The following is a 13,488-nucleotide window of genomic DNA, read 5'->3' on the forward strand; positions in this document are numbered from 1 at the left end:
ACCGATGACCCGGATCAACCCCATCACCAGCACGCACCTGCGTCCCCCCGACACGGAGCTGCACCGGCTGCTGTCCGGGCAGCATCACGACCCGCACTCGGTCCTGGGCGCCCACGAATACGGCGACCACACCGTCATCCGTACGCTGCGTCCGCACGCCGAGACGGTGGCCGCGGTGATCGGCGGCGTGCGCTACGAGGCCAGCCACATCGACGGCGGCCTGTTCGCGGTGGCGGTCCCGATCACCGGGTTGATCGACTACCGGCTGGAGATCGGTTATCCGGGTGCCCCGGTGCTCACCGTGGCCGACCCGTACCGCTTCCTGCCCACCCTCGGCGAGATGGATCTGCACCTGTTCGCCGAGGGCCGCCACGAACGGCTGTGGGAGGCGCTGGGCGCACATCCACGCACCTTCACCACCCCCGACGGCCAGGTGGAGGGTGTCTCCTTTGCGGTTTGGGCGCCGAATGCCAAGGGCGTCAGCCTGATCGGCGAGTTCAACCATTGGGTCGGCAACGAGGCACCGATGCGCAGCCTCGGCTCCTCGGGCGTGTGGGAGGTGTTCTGGCCCGACTTCCCCGTCGGCGGGCTGTACAAGTTCCGCGTGCACGGCGCCGACGGGGTGGTCACCGAGCGGGCCGACCCGATGGCGTTCGCGACCGAGGTCCCGCCGCACACCGCCTCCCGGGTCACGCGCAGCGATTACGAGTGGAACGACGGCGACTGGATGGCCGGGCGGGTGCTGCGCAATCCGGTGTTCGAGCCGATGAGCACCTACGAGGTGCACCTGATGTCGTGGCGGCCGGGGTTGAGTTATCGCCAGCTGGCCACCGAGCTCACCGAATACGTGGTGTCCCAAGGTTTCACGCACGTCGAGCTGCTCCCGGTGGCCGAGCACCCGTTCGGCGGGTCGTGGGGTTACCAGGTGACGTCCTACTACGCGCCGACCTCGCGATTGGGCACCCCCGACGACTTCCGCTACCTGGTGGACACGCTGCACCAGGCCGGCATCGGGGTGATCGTCGACTGGGTGCCCGCGCACTTCCCCAAGGACGCGTGGGCGCTGGGCCGGTTCGACGGCACCGCACTCTACGAGCACGCCGACCCCCGCCGCGGTGAGCAACTCGACTGGGGCACCTATGTTTTCGACTTCGGCCGGGCCGAGGTGCGCAATTTCCTGGTGGCCAACGCGCTGTACTGGCTGCAGGAGTTCCACATCGACGGCCTGCGGGTGGACGCGGTGGCCTCGATGCTCTACCTGGATTATTCACGACCGGCGGGCGGCTGGACGCCCAACAAGTACGGCGGCCGGGAGAATCTGGAGGCTGTGCAGTTCCTCCAGGAGATGAACGCCACGGTGCACAAGGTGCACCCCGGCATCGTCACCATCGCCGAGGAGTCCACCTCGTGGCCGGGTGTCACCCGCCCGACCAACCTTGGCGGCCTTGGCTTCTCGATGAAGTGGAACATGGGCTGGATGAACGACACGCTGGCCTACATCGCCAGGGACCCGATCCATCGCAGCTTTCACCACCACGAGATGACCTTCTCGATGCTGTACGCGTTCAGCGAGAATTACGTGCTCCCGATCAGCCATGACGAGGTGGTGCACGGCAAGGGCACCCTGTGGGGCCGGATGCCGGGCAACGACCACACCAAGGCCGCCGGGGTGCGCGGACTGCTCGCCTATCAGTGGGCCCATCCGGGCAAGCAGCTGCTGTTCATGGGCCAGGAGTTCGGTCAGCGCGCCGAGTGGTCCGAGGAACGCGGACTGGACTGGTACCAACTGGGCGAGCAGAGCTTCTCCACCGGGATCCAGCGCCTGGTCGCCGACATCAACGAGCTGTACCGCAGCCGTCGCGCGCTGTGGTCCCGCGACACCGTGCCCGACGGCTACTCCTGGATCGACGCCAACGACTCGGCCAACAACGTGCTCAGCTTCCTGCGGTTCGGGGACGACGGGTCCGTGCTGGCCTGCGTGTTCAACTTCTCCGGTTCCGAGCATGCGCAGTACCGGCTGGGACTGCCGCACGCCGGGCGCTGGCGTGAGGTGCTCAACACCGACGCCACCATCTACAACGGTGCAGGCCTGGGCAATTTCGGCGCGGTCGAGGCCACCTCCGAGCCGTGGCACGGCAGGCCCGCCTCGGCGGTCATGTCGCTGCCGCCGCTGGCCGCGCTCTGGTTCGAACCCGATCCGGCGGTCTAGTAGAGCGCGTTGGCCAGATTGCGCCGCCCGGCGATGACATCCGGGTCGGCGGCGTCGAACAGCTCGAACAGCTCGATCAGCCGGGTACGCACCTTCGTCCGGTCGTCACCGGCGGTCCGCTTCACCAGGGCGATGAGCCGGTTGAACGCGGCGGCGACGTTCTGCTGCAGGATTTCGACGTCGGCGGCGGCGAACGCGGCCTCGAGATCATCGGGTGCCGCATCGGCCACCGCGACGGCGTCCTGAGGACGGGTGGTGGCCCGCTGCAGGAAGGTGATCTGCCGGACGGCTCCGGTGGCCTCCGGGTCGTTGGGCTTGCTCGCCAGGATGCCTTGGTAGGCGGCCAGGGCCGCGTCGAAATCGCCGTTGTCGAGGTGCGCGCGGGCGGCCTCCAGCTCCGGGTCGGCCTGCTCGGGTTCGTCGCCCCGGCCGCTGAGCTTGCCTGCGGTGGCCTGCAGCAGCGAGTCGATCCACCGCCGCAGCTGCTCGGGCGGCTGCGGTCCCTGGAAACTGGCGATCGGCTGCCCGCCGGCCAGTGCCACCACGGTGGGCACGGCCTGCACGCCGAACATCTGCGCCACGCGTGGCGTGGTGTCGACGTTGACCAGCGCCAGCGACCACTTGCCGGCGTCGGCCGAGGCCAACTCGGCCAGGATGTCACCGAGGGCGGCGCTGGCCTCGCTGCGCGGCGTCCACAACAGCACCACGACGGGCACCTCGCCGGAGCGGACCAGCACCTCGGCTTCGAGGTTGGCCTCGGTGACCTCGACGGCGCCGGCCGGCGGCGCCGAGGCCGCCCGGGCCGAGGCCGGAGGTTGTTTCAGGGCGGAGAGATCGACCGCGCCAGCCAGCGCGGGGCCGAGAGAAGAGCGGGGTCGTGTCACATCGACAAGTCTGTCACGTCCCCGACGCGGCGGCCTCGGCCGGGCGGGCACTCCTGCCGAGGCGACCGGTGCGCTCGGCCCAGATGAGGAAGATCACACTGGCCAACGGCACGATGCTGGCCAGCAACGCCGATATCCAGGTGGTCAGCGACCATTTGAACGCCACTCCGACCAGCACCGCCAGCACCACGAAGGCGATGAAGATGCCACCGTGGATGGGCCCGAAGACCTTGACGCCGATCTCGGTGCGGGGTGTGCCCAGGTACTTGAAGTACATCCCCACCAGCAGACCGACCCAGCTGAGCGCTTCGGCCGCGGCGACCAGCCGGAACCAGCCTGCGGCGCGGTGACCATTGACGAGCAGTGCCATGGGCGCCATTGTGCCCGAAGGCCCGGCTGGCTACTACGCGCTGTCGTTGAACGTTGAGAGGGCGCTCAGGGACGGCGCAGGATCAGCGCATCACCCTGGCCGCCGGCACCACACAGCGCAGCGACCGCGTAGCCCGAGCCCTTGCGCGCCAACTCCAGCGCGGCGTGCAGGGTGATCCGGGCGCCGGACGCCCCGATCGGGTGCCCGATCGCGATGGCCCCACCACTGACGTTGACCTTGGCCGGGTCGACGCCCAGCTCCTTGGTCGAGGCCAGCGACACCGCGGCGAACGCTTCGTTGATCTCGATGACGTCCAACTGGTCCACCGTGATGCCCTCGCGAGCGATGGCCTTCTTGATGGCGTTGGCGGGCTGGCTCTGCAGCGTGGAGTCCGGGCCGGCCACCACACCGTGCGCGCCGATCTCCACCAACCACTCCAGGCCCAGCTCCTGCGCCTTGGCCTTGCTCATCACCACGACGGCCGCGGCACCATCGGAGATCTGCGAAGCCGACCCGGCCGTGATGGTGCCGTCCTTGCGGAACGCCGGCTTCAGGCCGCCGAGGGACTCGGCGGTGGTGTTGGCCCGGATGCCCTCGTCCTCGGCGAACTCGATCGGGTCGCCCTTGCGCTGCGGAATCGACACGGGCACAACCTCGTCGGTGAAGACGCCGTCCTTCCACGCTGCCGCGGCCTTCTGGTGCGACTGGGCGGCCAGCTCGTCCTGCTCGGCGCGGGTGAACCGGTCGACGTCGTTGCGCTGCTCGGTGAGCGCGCCCATCGGCTGGTCGGTGAACACGTCGTGCAGACCGTCATAGGCCATGTGATCCAGCACGGTCACATCGCCGTACTTGTAGCCCTCCCGGCTCTTGGGCAACAGGTGCGGCGCCTGGCTCATCGACTCCTGGCCGCCGGCCACGACGACCTCGAACTCCCCGGCGCGGATCAACTGATCGGCCAGGGCGATGGCGTCGATGCCGGACAGGCACATCTTGTTGATGGTCAGGGCGGGCACGTCCCAGCCGATCCCGGCGGCGACGGCGGCCTGGCGCGCCGGCATCTGGCCGGCGCCGGCGGTCAGCACCTGGCCCATGATCACGTAGTCGACGAGCGACGCCGCCACGCCCGCCTTCTCCAGCGCACCCTTGATGGCGATGGCCCCCAGATCGCTGCCCGAGAAGTCCTTGAGCGAGCCCATCAGCTTGCCCACCGGGGTCCGGGCACCCGCCACGATCACCGAGGTCGTCATTTCCATCCTCCAAAGGTTCTGTAAAGCCGGCGGCACAGCTCCGCACGGCCGTAGTGTGGCCTATCACACAGGCATAAAAGTCAGCATGTCAGGTTACTTTGAGTCTATGACCACCGAGCACGTCGACGCCCGTCCGGCCCTTGCCAGCGCATTGGTGACCGCGATCGACCACGTCGGCATCGCCGTGCCGGACCTCGACGCAGCCATCAAGTGGTACCACGACCATCTCGGCATGATCGTGCTGCACGAAGAGGTCAACGAGGACCAGGGTGTCCGCGAGGCGATGCTCTCGGTGCGCGGCGCGGCCAAGGGCAGCGCGCAGATCCAACTGCTGTCTCCCCTGGACGAGAAGTCGACCATCGCCAAGTTCATCGGCACCCGCGGCCCCGGCCTGCAGCAGCTGGCCTACCGCACCAGCGATATCGATGCCCTGTCCGAGCGGCTGCGCGCCGACGGCGTCCGGCTGCTCTACGACGCACCCCGCCGGGGCACCGCGGACTCCCGGATCAATTTCATCCATCCCAAGGATGCCGGCGGCGTGCTGATCGAACTCGTCGAGCCCGCCGCGACCGAAGACCACTAGCTCCATCGCCGGGTCGGTGCCCGGTTCCCCCGATTGGCCCAGCACGGCGTGTGCCAGTGCCGCCGGTCCTCCATGTCGGGGCCGTGCGCCGGCCAGACCAGCACATGCGCCGTTCCCGGCTTGATCTCGTGATCGCAGCCCGGGCAGCGGTAGGTCTTCGCGGCGCGCGCCGCCCCCACCGGCCGGACCTGGTAGTCGTATCCGTCCGGCCCCACTTCCACCCGCGGCGGTGACGGCAACGGCCGCATCGGTTCGGCCCGCCTGCGGACGGGGCGGCGGTGTCTCATACGGCATCCATCAGAACAAGCGGAACTCGTCGTTGTCCATGCCGCGCATCTTGTCGTAATCGAGGACCACGCAACGGATCCCGCGGTCCTCGGCCAGCGTGCGGGCCTGCGGTTTGATCTGCTGGGCGGCAAAGATGCCACTCACCGGGGCCAGCACGGTGTCGCGATTGAGCAGTTCCAGGTAGCGGGTCAGCTGCTCGACGCCGTCGATCTCGCCGCGGCGTTTGATCTCGACGGCGACCGAGCGCCCCGTCTCGTCGCGGCACATCAGATCCACCGGACCGATCGCCGTCATGTATTCGCGGCGCACCAGGGTGAACCCCGCACCGAGCAGTTCCACGTGTTCGGCGAGCAGCGCCTGCAGGTGTGCCTCGACGCCGTCCTTCACCAGCCCGGGATCCACCCCCAGTTCATGGCTGGAGTCGTGCTCGATGTTCTCGACGGTGATGCACAACTGCTCGCCGGTCTTGTTCTCCACGACCCACAGCAACTCCGCGCCGTCGGCCGGCACCTCCGGCACGGATTCGGTCACCCAGCACGGCGGGCTCATCCAGTTCAGCGGCTTGTACGCACGGTCGTCGGCGTGCACGCTCACCGAGCCGTCGGCCTTGAACAACAGCAGGCGCCGGGCCGACGGTAGGTGGGCGGTGAGGCGTCCGACGTAATCGACGGTGCATTGGGCGATGACGAGGCGCACCGAACCACCATAGATTGCCTCCGCGCAGTCACTAGGCTGGCGCCACGATGACTCCGGAAAAGACCGTGGCGCAGCGGCTGGGCCGCGTCCTGGAGAAGGTGACCCGTCAGAGCGGCCGCATGCCCGCCACCCCGGAATACGGGTCGTGGATCCTGGGCCGGGTCTCCGAGACCCAGCGGCGCCGCCGCGTCCGCATCCAGTTGATCCTCACCGCCTTCGTCGTGGGCGCCAACCTCATCGGAGTGGGCGTGGCGCTGCTGGTCATCACCGTCACGTTCCCGGTGCCGAATGTGTTCGCACCGAACGTCCTGTGGATCACCGCGGCCGTCGCGCCCGCCTATATCGCGCTGGCCTTCCTCGTCGGCGTGGTGTGGGCCACCAACCGGGTCATCAACAACGTGCGCTGGGCGATCGAGGAGCGCGAGCCCACGCCACAGGATCAACGCAACACGTTCTTCGCACCGTGGCGGCTCACGCGGGTGTTGCTCGTGTTGTGGGGTGCCGGCACGGCGCTGCTGACGATCCTCTACGGGCTGCAGGACACCAACTTCATCCCCAAGGTGCTGCTCGGCATCAGTTTTCCCGGCATCGTGGTCTCGGCCAGTTGCTACCTGTTCACCGAGTTCGCGCTGCGCCCGGTGGCCGCGCAGGCCCTCGAGGTGGGTCCCCCGCCGCGCCGGTTCGCCCCCGGCATCATGGGCCGCACGCTCACCGTATGGGCGCTGGGCTCCGGCGTCCCGGTGCTGGGCATCCTGCTCGCCGCGATCATCACGCTGATGCTGGGCAACGTCACCCCCACCCAGTTCACCGTCGCGGTGATGATCCTGGCCGCCTTCGCCCTGGTGTTCGGCTTCGTGCTGATGTGGATCCTGTCCTGGCTGACCGCCACCCCGATCCGGGTGGTGCGCGCCGCTCTCAACCGTGTCGAGAAGGGCAACCTGAACACCAACCTGGTGGTGTTCGACGGCACCGAATTGGGGCAGTTGCAGCGGGGTTTCAACGCGATGGTCGACGGTCTGCGCGAACGCGAACGGGTGCGCGACCTGTTCGGCCGCCATGTCGGCCGCGAAGTCGCGGCATTGGCCGAGCAACAGAAGCCCGAGCTGGGTGGCGAAGAGCGCCACGCCGCAGTCATTTTCGTCGATGTCATCGGCTCGACCGCCCTGGTCACCAGCCGACCGGCGGTGGAGGTGGTGGCACTGCTGAACCGGTTCTTCGCCGTCATTGTCGACGAGGTGGACCGGCATGCCGGCCTGGTCAACAAGTTCGAGGGCGACGCCGTGCTGGCGGTGTTCGGTGCGCCCGTCGCACTGCCCAACGCCGAGGACGAGGCGCTGGCCGCGGCCCGCACGATCGCCACCCGGTTACGCGTGGAGGTGCCGGAATTGAACGCGGGCATCGGTGTGGCCGCGGGTCAGGTGGTGGCCGGCAACGTCGGCGCCAAGGCGCGTTTCGAGTACACCGTGATCGGTGAACCGGTGAACGAGGCGGCCCGACTGTGCGAGTTCGCGAAATCGGTACCGGGCCATCTGGTGGCCTCCTCCGACACCGTCGCCGGGGCAACCGAAACCGAAAGGGCGCATTGGCGGCTGGGTGAGACCGTCGCGTTGCGCGGCCTCGAGGAGCCGACCAGGTTGGCCGTGCCCGTTTAGTCGCTACGCGTAGGGCGCAAACCTGCTGTCGAATCCGGCTTTTCGTGCGGCGATCTGGGCGGCCCGGCCGTCGGCCGTGACGTATCGGGTGCCCGCCGGCAGCGTGCCGGCGAGATCCGCGAGCGAGACCAGCTGGGTGCGCACCGTCGGCGACGCACCGTCGGCGAGCACCTGGAAGCGGATCGAGATGGTGCCCTGGTGCAGGCCGCCGGTGGACACCCAGTTCGCCACGCCGGGGTCGGTCGGTGACACCACGATCGTGTACGTCCCGTCGTCGTTGGCCACGGCCTGCGCGTTGTTGAGGCTGGTCTGCTCGTTCCGGTAGTCCTTCGTGACGGTCCAGTCGTCGGTCACCGGGACGACGAAGTAACCGGCACCGTCGGGATCGACCGTCAACACCAGCGCTTGGTCGTCGTCCAGCTGGAAGTAGCCGGCGCTCTGTAGTTGGGTGGCAAGGAATTCCGCGTTTCGGGCCGGATCGCGCAGCAGGTTGGGGTGCTGGCGCTGCCCGGTGGCCGGATCCGTGGTGGCCACCGACATGTACGTGGCTTCCCGCTGGATGCCCAGCGCCATGATGATCGCCGTCACGGTACCGCGCACCAGCGGCGGCACCGAAGGTAACGGCGGCACCAGGGAAACCAGCATCGTCAGCAGCGGGCTGCGCACCACCGTCGGCCCGAGACCGGGGATGGCGAAGCCGCCGAGCTGACTGAACAGGCTGTCGGGTGGGCCTGCGACGCGGGTGATCTGCAGGCTCATGGGGGCCTCGATCCCCCAGTCCGACAACGTATTCCGGGTGGCGATCAGGGTGGCGTCGGCCGGCAGCTGCAGGTGATTGTCGCGCCCGTCGGCCGGTGTCGCGTCGGCGGTGATGGTGAACGACCCATCGGAGTTCAGTACCAGCTTGTCCCGGGTGAGCACCGCGGTGGTGTTCCCGGTGAGACCGGTCAGCACGCTGAACGTGGTGTCGGCGGGCATGTGCTCCGGATCGTCGAAGCGACCGGTGATCACGTACTTCGACGCCCCGTTGACTCCCATGAAGCGGTAGACGGTGTCCGGGTTGTCGTACAGGATGCGGGAGGCGGGCACGGTCCCGTCGTCCTGCCCGGCCCAGGTGTGCGGCGGTGCCACCTGCATGACGACGGTGGGCTTGTTGGAGTCGAGCAGCTGCTGCTGGAACGCCGAAGCCATGGCGTACGCGTCGACCGCGGCATCGAGCCGGTCGACGTTTCCCCGGTCGGGCCCACCGACCCGATCGAACTGTTGCTTGGCCGCCGACAGGAACCCGGTGCGCAGAACGACTTTCATCAGCCGGACCGGCAGCGTGTCGACGGTGCGCTCGGCGAGCTTTTCGGCTGCCAGCTGGTCGGCGGTGCCGAGCGGGCTGGTTGTCGCCGTCACGCGCTGGGTGCTGCTCGTCGTCGCGGATACCGCCGCGGCGGCGATGCCGGTGGCCGGGGTGTCGCGGTCGTGGCCGATCTCGCGTCGTGCGGCACCCGCCAGTGCGGCGGCGGCCGGGTTGTCGGCCGGCGTCTTCGGATGATCGGACACATCGTGATCGGGCTCGTCATCGGCCTCGGCGGCCTTGCGCGCGCTCACCTGGGACACCGTGCGCTGGGCTTGCACCACGGGACGGCGCGGCGGTTTACCCGTCGTCTTATGGCCGACCGGAGTGGCCGCCGGGCTCGGCGCGGCCCCGGCCGGGCCGCTGTCCGACGCGGATTCGGTACTCGACGAGGGCGCGTCCGCCGCGTCCGTCGCGTCGGCGGCGGCGACGCCGGGACTGTTGGCAATCGCGGCACCCACTCCCAGCGCTACGGCCAATCCGCCGATCCGGCCGATGAATGCTGCACTGCCGGACATCTGCACCCCTCTATGACACGGATCACATTCTGTATAGCAGCGCGTGGCCCGCGCGATATCCGAACGGCGGATGCCGACACGGAGCGGATCCGGCCGCGCTCCCGCACCTCACCGGACAGCAAACTTGCAAATATGTGACTGGTATGTCAATCTAGCTATCCTGACGTGGTCACCGACGGCGGTGCGATCGTTGCCGTGGCAACCACATCAGTGTTCGAGGGGGCGCGACGGTGGTCGGGCGCGATGCGACCGGCCACCCTCGTGAAGTCCGATCTGCATCGCGGCGCGGCCGTGGCTGCAGCACTAGTTCAAGGCAGGATCGCTGTACACTCGCCGGGTGCAAGGGTCGGATGCCGCCGTTGACGGCGCCAAACCGCGACGCGGCCGCCCCAAGACCGCAGGACTACAAGAAGCCCGCCGCAACGCCATCGTCGCGGCGGCTTTCGAGGTGTTCACCCAGAAGGGTTACGACGACACCTCCATCGGTGATATCGCCAAGCACGCCGGCATCGGACACGGAACCGTATATCGGTACTTCAGCAGCAAACGTGAACTGCTCGATCACGTCTTCGACTTCGCGGTGGAGAAGACGATGCGCGCACTGGCCGTCGACGCGCTCACCGAAGCCCCGACCGACCGCGAACAAGCCCTGACGCTGATCCAGACCATCGGCACCCGCCTCTTCGATCTGGTGGACCAGGAACCCGGCCTGCTCAAGCTGCTCACGGTGCAGTGCAGTGCGATCGACGCGGAGTTGCGGGACCGCGTCACCGGCCTCTACGCCATCCTGAACAACGAACTGTCGCGTGGCCTGCAACATCTGGCCCCCGAGACCGACGACGGCGAATGGACCAGGATGGCCCGTCTCGCGATGGGCATGATCGGTCCGGGCCTGGTGATGACGCTGCTCGGCGATTCCGACGACACCAAGCGGTCCGGCTTCCTGCAGACGGCGCAGGCGATGGTGGATCGCGGAGTCCTGGCTCCCCCGCCCGAACAGGACCCGGACGAATGACGGCACCGGCGTCCCCCGGCTCCGACCGCGCGACCCAGTTGTACACCGCAGCGGTCGACCTGTTCATGGCCAACGGCTATCGGGACGTCGACGTCGCCGAGATCGCGGCGGCCGCAGGTGCCAGCCACGGCACGTTCTACAACTACTTCCGCAACAAGCGCGACGTGCTCACCGCGATCCAGGCCACCACCGAAGCGCAGATCATCGCCGCGGTCAGTGCGCCCGATGGCGTGCCACCGCCGTCGACCCGTGACGAGTTCGTCGACCAGGTACGGGACCGGATCGCTTGCGCCATTGCCTATTTCGTCGAGAACGCGGAGTTCATGGCGTTCGTCACGCTGACCGCCGCCGGTGTCGACGACGACGCGCTCGCGGCCACCCTGACCACCCACCAGCGCGCCGCCGAGCGGTTCACCCGGCTGTTCGAGCACGGCCGCGAGCACGGCTGGGTGCATCCCGATCTGGATCTCGATGTGGCCGGACAGGCCACCGTGTCGGCGATCATCACCTCGGTGCTGCCGGCCCTGGTCGACGGCGCCGACAATGTGGACGTCGAGGAAGCCACGGCGTTGTGCGCGAAGTACCTGCTCAACGGGATGCGCGGCCTAGCCGATCCTCGCTGACTCCCACTGCGCGATGCGCCGCCCCATGGCGGTGGCCGGTTCGGCGCCCAGGATCCACTCTTCCGAAATGGCCCGCCACGGGCCACTGGCCCCCAGATCCCCGAGCAGCGCACACACGCTCATCTCGGTTCGGCGCGAGAACAGGTGCTCACGCGGAACCCGTTGGCGGTACATGCCTTTGCGGAAGGTCGATCGGGGCAACATCGCTTGCGACAGCGACCGGTGCGCGACCTCCGGGGTGACCGTCACCACGCCCGGCGTCAGATGCCAAGCGGCCACGGTCGTGAGGTAGTCCATCACCATCGCTTCCGGCATCGCCGTTTCGTCGACGATGAATCCGCCCGCGCGGGCCAACTCGTATGTCGTCCGGGCGTCGCCGGCGAGCACCGCGCCGAGAACGGCGCGCTCCAATTCGCGTTGCGCGGAATCCATGTCCACATACAGACCGAAATCGACGAATCCGACGGAACCGTCGGCAAGGGCGATGATGTTGCCCGGGTGCGGATCGGCACAGAACCGACCGAGCGTGTGCACACCGCCACAATAGAACCGGTAAACGGCCTCACCCAGGTGATCGGCCACCTCGGCCGGCGCCGCACCCAGCTGGTCGAGCGTGGTACCGGCGAGGAACTCGGTGGTCAGCACCCTTGGGGTGCAGAGGCTTTCGATCGGGCTCGGGATCCGGAACACCGGGTGACCGAGATAATCCTGGTAGACCCGGCGATGGTTCTGGAACTCGCGTTCGTAGTCCAATTCCAGCCGGATCTGATGGCTGATTTCGCCGACCAACTCGTCCAGGCCCAGGTTCGGGAAGTCGCGGGATCGCAAACGCACCAGCAGCGCCAGGTTCTTCAGGTCGGCACGCACCGAGGACTGAGCCGACGGGTATTGCACCTTGACGGCCACCGCCCTGCCGTCGGCGAGTTCACCGCGATACACCTGGCCCAAGGATGCCGACGCCAGCGGCTCCGGTTCGATGGACGCCAACTCGCCGCGCCGGCTCCCGAGCTCACGGTCGAGCACGTCGAGCATCACCGCATTGGGGACCGCGGGGGCTCGGCGGTACAGCGGGGCGAGCCGCCGGGTGAACTCGTCACGCGCGGCGGCCGAACTGAGCCCGAAATTGAGCAGCGAGAGCGCCTGGCCGAGTTTCATGGCGGCACCCTTCATGGTGCCCAGCGCCGACACCAGGTCGTCGGCCAACCGGAGCACTTCGGCGTCGCGCGCGGCGGCCTTCTCCTCGTCGGACATCAACGGTTCGCGCACCCGGCGCAGCGCCGCTCGCGATGCGTGGTTGACCGCCACCCTGCTCAGCCGCGCGCCACGGGTGACGCGGTCGCGGGCCTGGCGATCGTCGGGCGTGCTCATGCCCGCACGTCGGCACAGCAATCATGTTGCGGTTGCCGCACGGAGCCGACCACCGCAACAGCGCGACAACTAGCAGCTGGGACCACTTCGTCCACCCTCCACCGGCCGTAACTTGGCGAATTCGCACACTCAAGACGCTGCGACGGTGACACAGAATTTTCCGGCCCGCAAGTTTGTCCGGCCGACCCGTCGAACCCGACCGGAGACTCGTTCTGGCATTTAGTCGACTGACATGTCAGTATGGCTTTCATCGCAGTCGCCGGTTTGGGAGGACCGGCGGCAGCGCCACCACAGGGGGGACGATGAGTTCGACGGGTAGTTCGCGCACGGCAAGACTGCTGGGCCTGATCGTTGCCGGTATCGGGTTGGCGCACTTCATCGACCCGCGCAGCTTCATGGTCATGACCAGGGTCGCCTTCCCGCGTAACACCCAGACCTACGTGTACGTCAACGGTGGCCTGGAGACGGCGATCGGGCTGTTGCTCAGCCGAGCGCACACCCGCGGGGCCGGCGTGGTGGCCCTGATCGCGTACGGCGTGTACCTGGTCGGCAACGCCGCCCGAGCCCTGGGCCGCCGGGCCCGGTTGGTTGCTCGGCGCCCAGCATGAATCCTTAAGTCACACACCAGTATTGGACGCCTGCCTGCCATCGGCCGGATCAGCACAAGCGCGTCCAGACATGCACAAAGGA

The 13,488-nt window shown here is 68.1% G+C and carries 13 protein-coding genes; 6 read left to right on the top strand and 7 right to left on the bottom strand.

Annotation, left to right across the window (positions count from 1 at the left end; genetic code table 11):
* The first annotated feature begins 4 nt into the window (after positions 1-4).
* On the top strand, positions 5-2,209 hold the full coding sequence (gene glgB, locus BN977_RS05240) for a 1,4-alpha-glucan branching protein GlgB (RefSeq protein ID WP_036396610.1): 2,205 nt from the start codon (positions 5-7) through the stop codon (positions 2,207-2,209).
* Here glgB and BN977_RS05245 read toward each other — a convergent pair.
* The 3 genes from BN977_RS05245 to BN977_RS05255 are packed head-to-tail and all read right to left on the bottom strand — an operon-like array spanning position 2,206 to position 4,710.
* Complete coding sequence (locus tag BN977_RS05245; protein ID WP_036396611.1) at positions 2,206-3,093, bottom strand: tetratricopeptide repeat protein; 888 nt, start codon at positions 3,091-3,093, stop codon at positions 2,206-2,208. The two genes, glgB and BN977_RS05245, sit on opposite strands and share 4 nt — an antisense overlap.
* A 13-nt stretch (positions 3,094-3,106) precedes the next feature.
* Positions 3,107-3,472 (bottom strand): DUF3817 domain-containing protein, encoded by a 366-nt coding sequence (locus tag BN977_RS05250; protein WP_109790078.1) that lies wholly within the window; start codon positions 3,470-3,472, stop codon positions 3,107-3,109.
* Positions 3,473-3,528: 56 nt separating this feature from the next.
* Positions 3,529-4,710, bottom strand: coding sequence for an acetyl-CoA C-acetyltransferase (locus tag BN977_RS05255; protein ID WP_024452075.1), 1,182 nt, complete (start codon positions 4,708-4,710; stop codon positions 3,529-3,531).
* Between the two features lie 106 nt (positions 4,711-4,816).
* On the opposite strand from BN977_RS05255, the gene mce reads away from it, so the two are divergent.
* The gene (gene mce, locus BN977_RS05260; RefSeq protein ID WP_024452074.1) at positions 4,817-5,293 is read left to right on the top strand and encodes a methylmalonyl-CoA epimerase; all 477 of its coding nucleotides are present in this window, start codon (positions 4,817-4,819) and stop codon (positions 5,291-5,293) included.
* Here the strand turns inward: mce and BN977_RS05265 are convergent.
* Positions 5,290-5,580, bottom strand: coding sequence for an Rv1322 family protein (locus BN977_RS05265; protein WP_036396613.1), 291 nt, complete (start codon positions 5,578-5,580; stop codon positions 5,290-5,292). The genes mce and BN977_RS05265 overlap by 4 nt on opposite strands.
* 10 nt (positions 5,581-5,590) lie before the next feature.
* Complete coding sequence (gene nucS, locus BN977_RS05270; protein ID WP_036396614.1) at positions 5,591-6,277, bottom strand: endonuclease NucS; 687 nt, start codon at positions 6,275-6,277, stop codon at positions 5,591-5,593.
* Positions 6,278-6,324: 47 nt separating this feature from the next.
* On the opposite strand from nucS, the gene BN977_RS05275 reads away from it, so the two are divergent.
* Positions 6,325-7,929: an adenylate/guanylate cyclase domain-containing protein gene (locus BN977_RS05275; RefSeq protein ID WP_024452071.1), complete on the top strand. Its 1,605-nt coding sequence runs from the start codon at positions 6,325-6,327 to the stop codon at positions 7,927-7,929.
* 3 nt (positions 7,930-7,932) lie between these two features.
* Here the strand turns inward: BN977_RS05275 and BN977_RS05280 are convergent, their stop codons facing one another.
* Positions 7,933-9,792, bottom strand: a complete 1,860-nt coding sequence (locus BN977_RS05280; RefSeq protein WP_036396615.1) for a DUF1214 domain-containing protein — start codon at positions 9,790-9,792, stop codon at positions 7,933-7,935.
* Positions 9,793-10,129: 337 nt separating this feature from the next.
* On the opposite strand from BN977_RS05280, the gene BN977_RS05285 reads away from it, so the two are divergent.
* Positions 10,130-10,807 carry a TetR/AcrR family transcriptional regulator gene (locus tag BN977_RS05285; RefSeq protein ID WP_024452069.1) on the top strand — a complete coding sequence of 226 codons (678 nt, stop codon included), beginning with the start codon at positions 10,130-10,132 and terminating at the stop codon, positions 10,805-10,807.
* Complete coding sequence (locus BN977_RS05290) at positions 10,804-11,430, top strand: TetR/AcrR family transcriptional regulator (RefSeq protein ID WP_024452068.1); 627 nt, start codon at positions 10,804-10,806, stop codon at positions 11,428-11,430. The genes BN977_RS05285 and BN977_RS05290 overlap by 4 nt, the downstream gene beginning before the upstream one ends.
* Here BN977_RS05290 and BN977_RS05295 read toward each other — a convergent pair.
* On the bottom strand, positions 11,413-12,798 hold the full coding sequence (locus BN977_RS05295; RefSeq protein WP_024452067.1) for an ABC1 kinase family protein: 1,386 nt from the start codon (positions 12,796-12,798) through the stop codon (positions 11,413-11,415). The genes BN977_RS05290 and BN977_RS05295 overlap by 18 nt on opposite strands.
* A gap of 302 nt (positions 12,799-13,100) precedes the next feature.
* Between BN977_RS05295 and BN977_RS05300 the strand changes: the two genes are divergently transcribed.
* Positions 13,101-13,406, top strand: coding sequence for a DoxX-related protein (locus BN977_RS05300; RefSeq protein ID WP_024452066.1), 306 nt, complete (start codon positions 13,101-13,103; stop codon positions 13,404-13,406).
* Positions 13,407-13,488 lie beyond the last annotated feature (82 nt).

Origin of the sequence: Mycolicibacterium cosmeticum (genome assembly GCF_000613185.1) — a bacterium.
Taxonomy (GTDB): domain Bacteria; phylum Actinomycetota; class Actinomycetes; order Mycobacteriales; family Mycobacteriaceae; genus Mycobacterium; species Mycobacterium cosmeticum.

Excerpts from the sequence above, each read along its gene's own strand:
- BN977_RS05255 (WP_024452075.1), bottom strand. The coding sequence starts at position 4,710 with ATGACGACCTCGGTGATCGTGGCGGGTGCCCGGACCCCGGTGGGCAAG.
- BN977_RS05300 (WP_024452066.1), top strand. The coding sequence starts at position 13,101 with ATGAGTTCGACGGGTAGTTCGCGCACGGCAAGACTGCTGGGCCTGATC.
- mce (WP_024452074.1), top strand. The coding sequence starts at position 4,817 with ATGACCACCGAGCACGTCGACGCCCGTCCGGCCCTTGCCAGCGCATTG.
- glgB (WP_036396610.1), top strand. The coding sequence starts at position 5 with ATGACCCGGATCAACCCCATCACCAGCACGCACCTGCGTCCCCCCGAC.
- BN977_RS05265 (WP_036396613.1), bottom strand. The coding sequence starts at position 5,580 with ATGAGACACCGCCGCCCCGTCCGCAGGCGGGCCGAACCGATGCGGCCG.
- BN977_RS05250 (WP_109790078.1), bottom strand. The coding sequence starts at position 3,472 with ATGGCGCCCATGGCACTGCTCGTCAATGGTCACCGCGCCGCAGGCTGG.
- BN977_RS05275 (WP_024452071.1), top strand. The coding sequence starts at position 6,325 with ATGACTCCGGAAAAGACCGTGGCGCAGCGGCTGGGCCGCGTCCTGGAG.
- BN977_RS05290 (WP_024452068.1), top strand. The coding sequence starts at position 10,804 with ATGACGGCACCGGCGTCCCCCGGCTCCGACCGCGCGACCCAGTTGTAC.
- BN977_RS05280 (WP_036396615.1), bottom strand. The coding sequence starts at position 9,792 with ATGTCCGGCAGTGCAGCATTCATCGGCCGGATCGGCGGATTGGCCGTA.
- BN977_RS05295 (WP_024452067.1), bottom strand. The coding sequence starts at position 12,798 with ATGAGCACGCCCGACGATCGCCAGGCCCGCGACCGCGTCACCCGTGGC.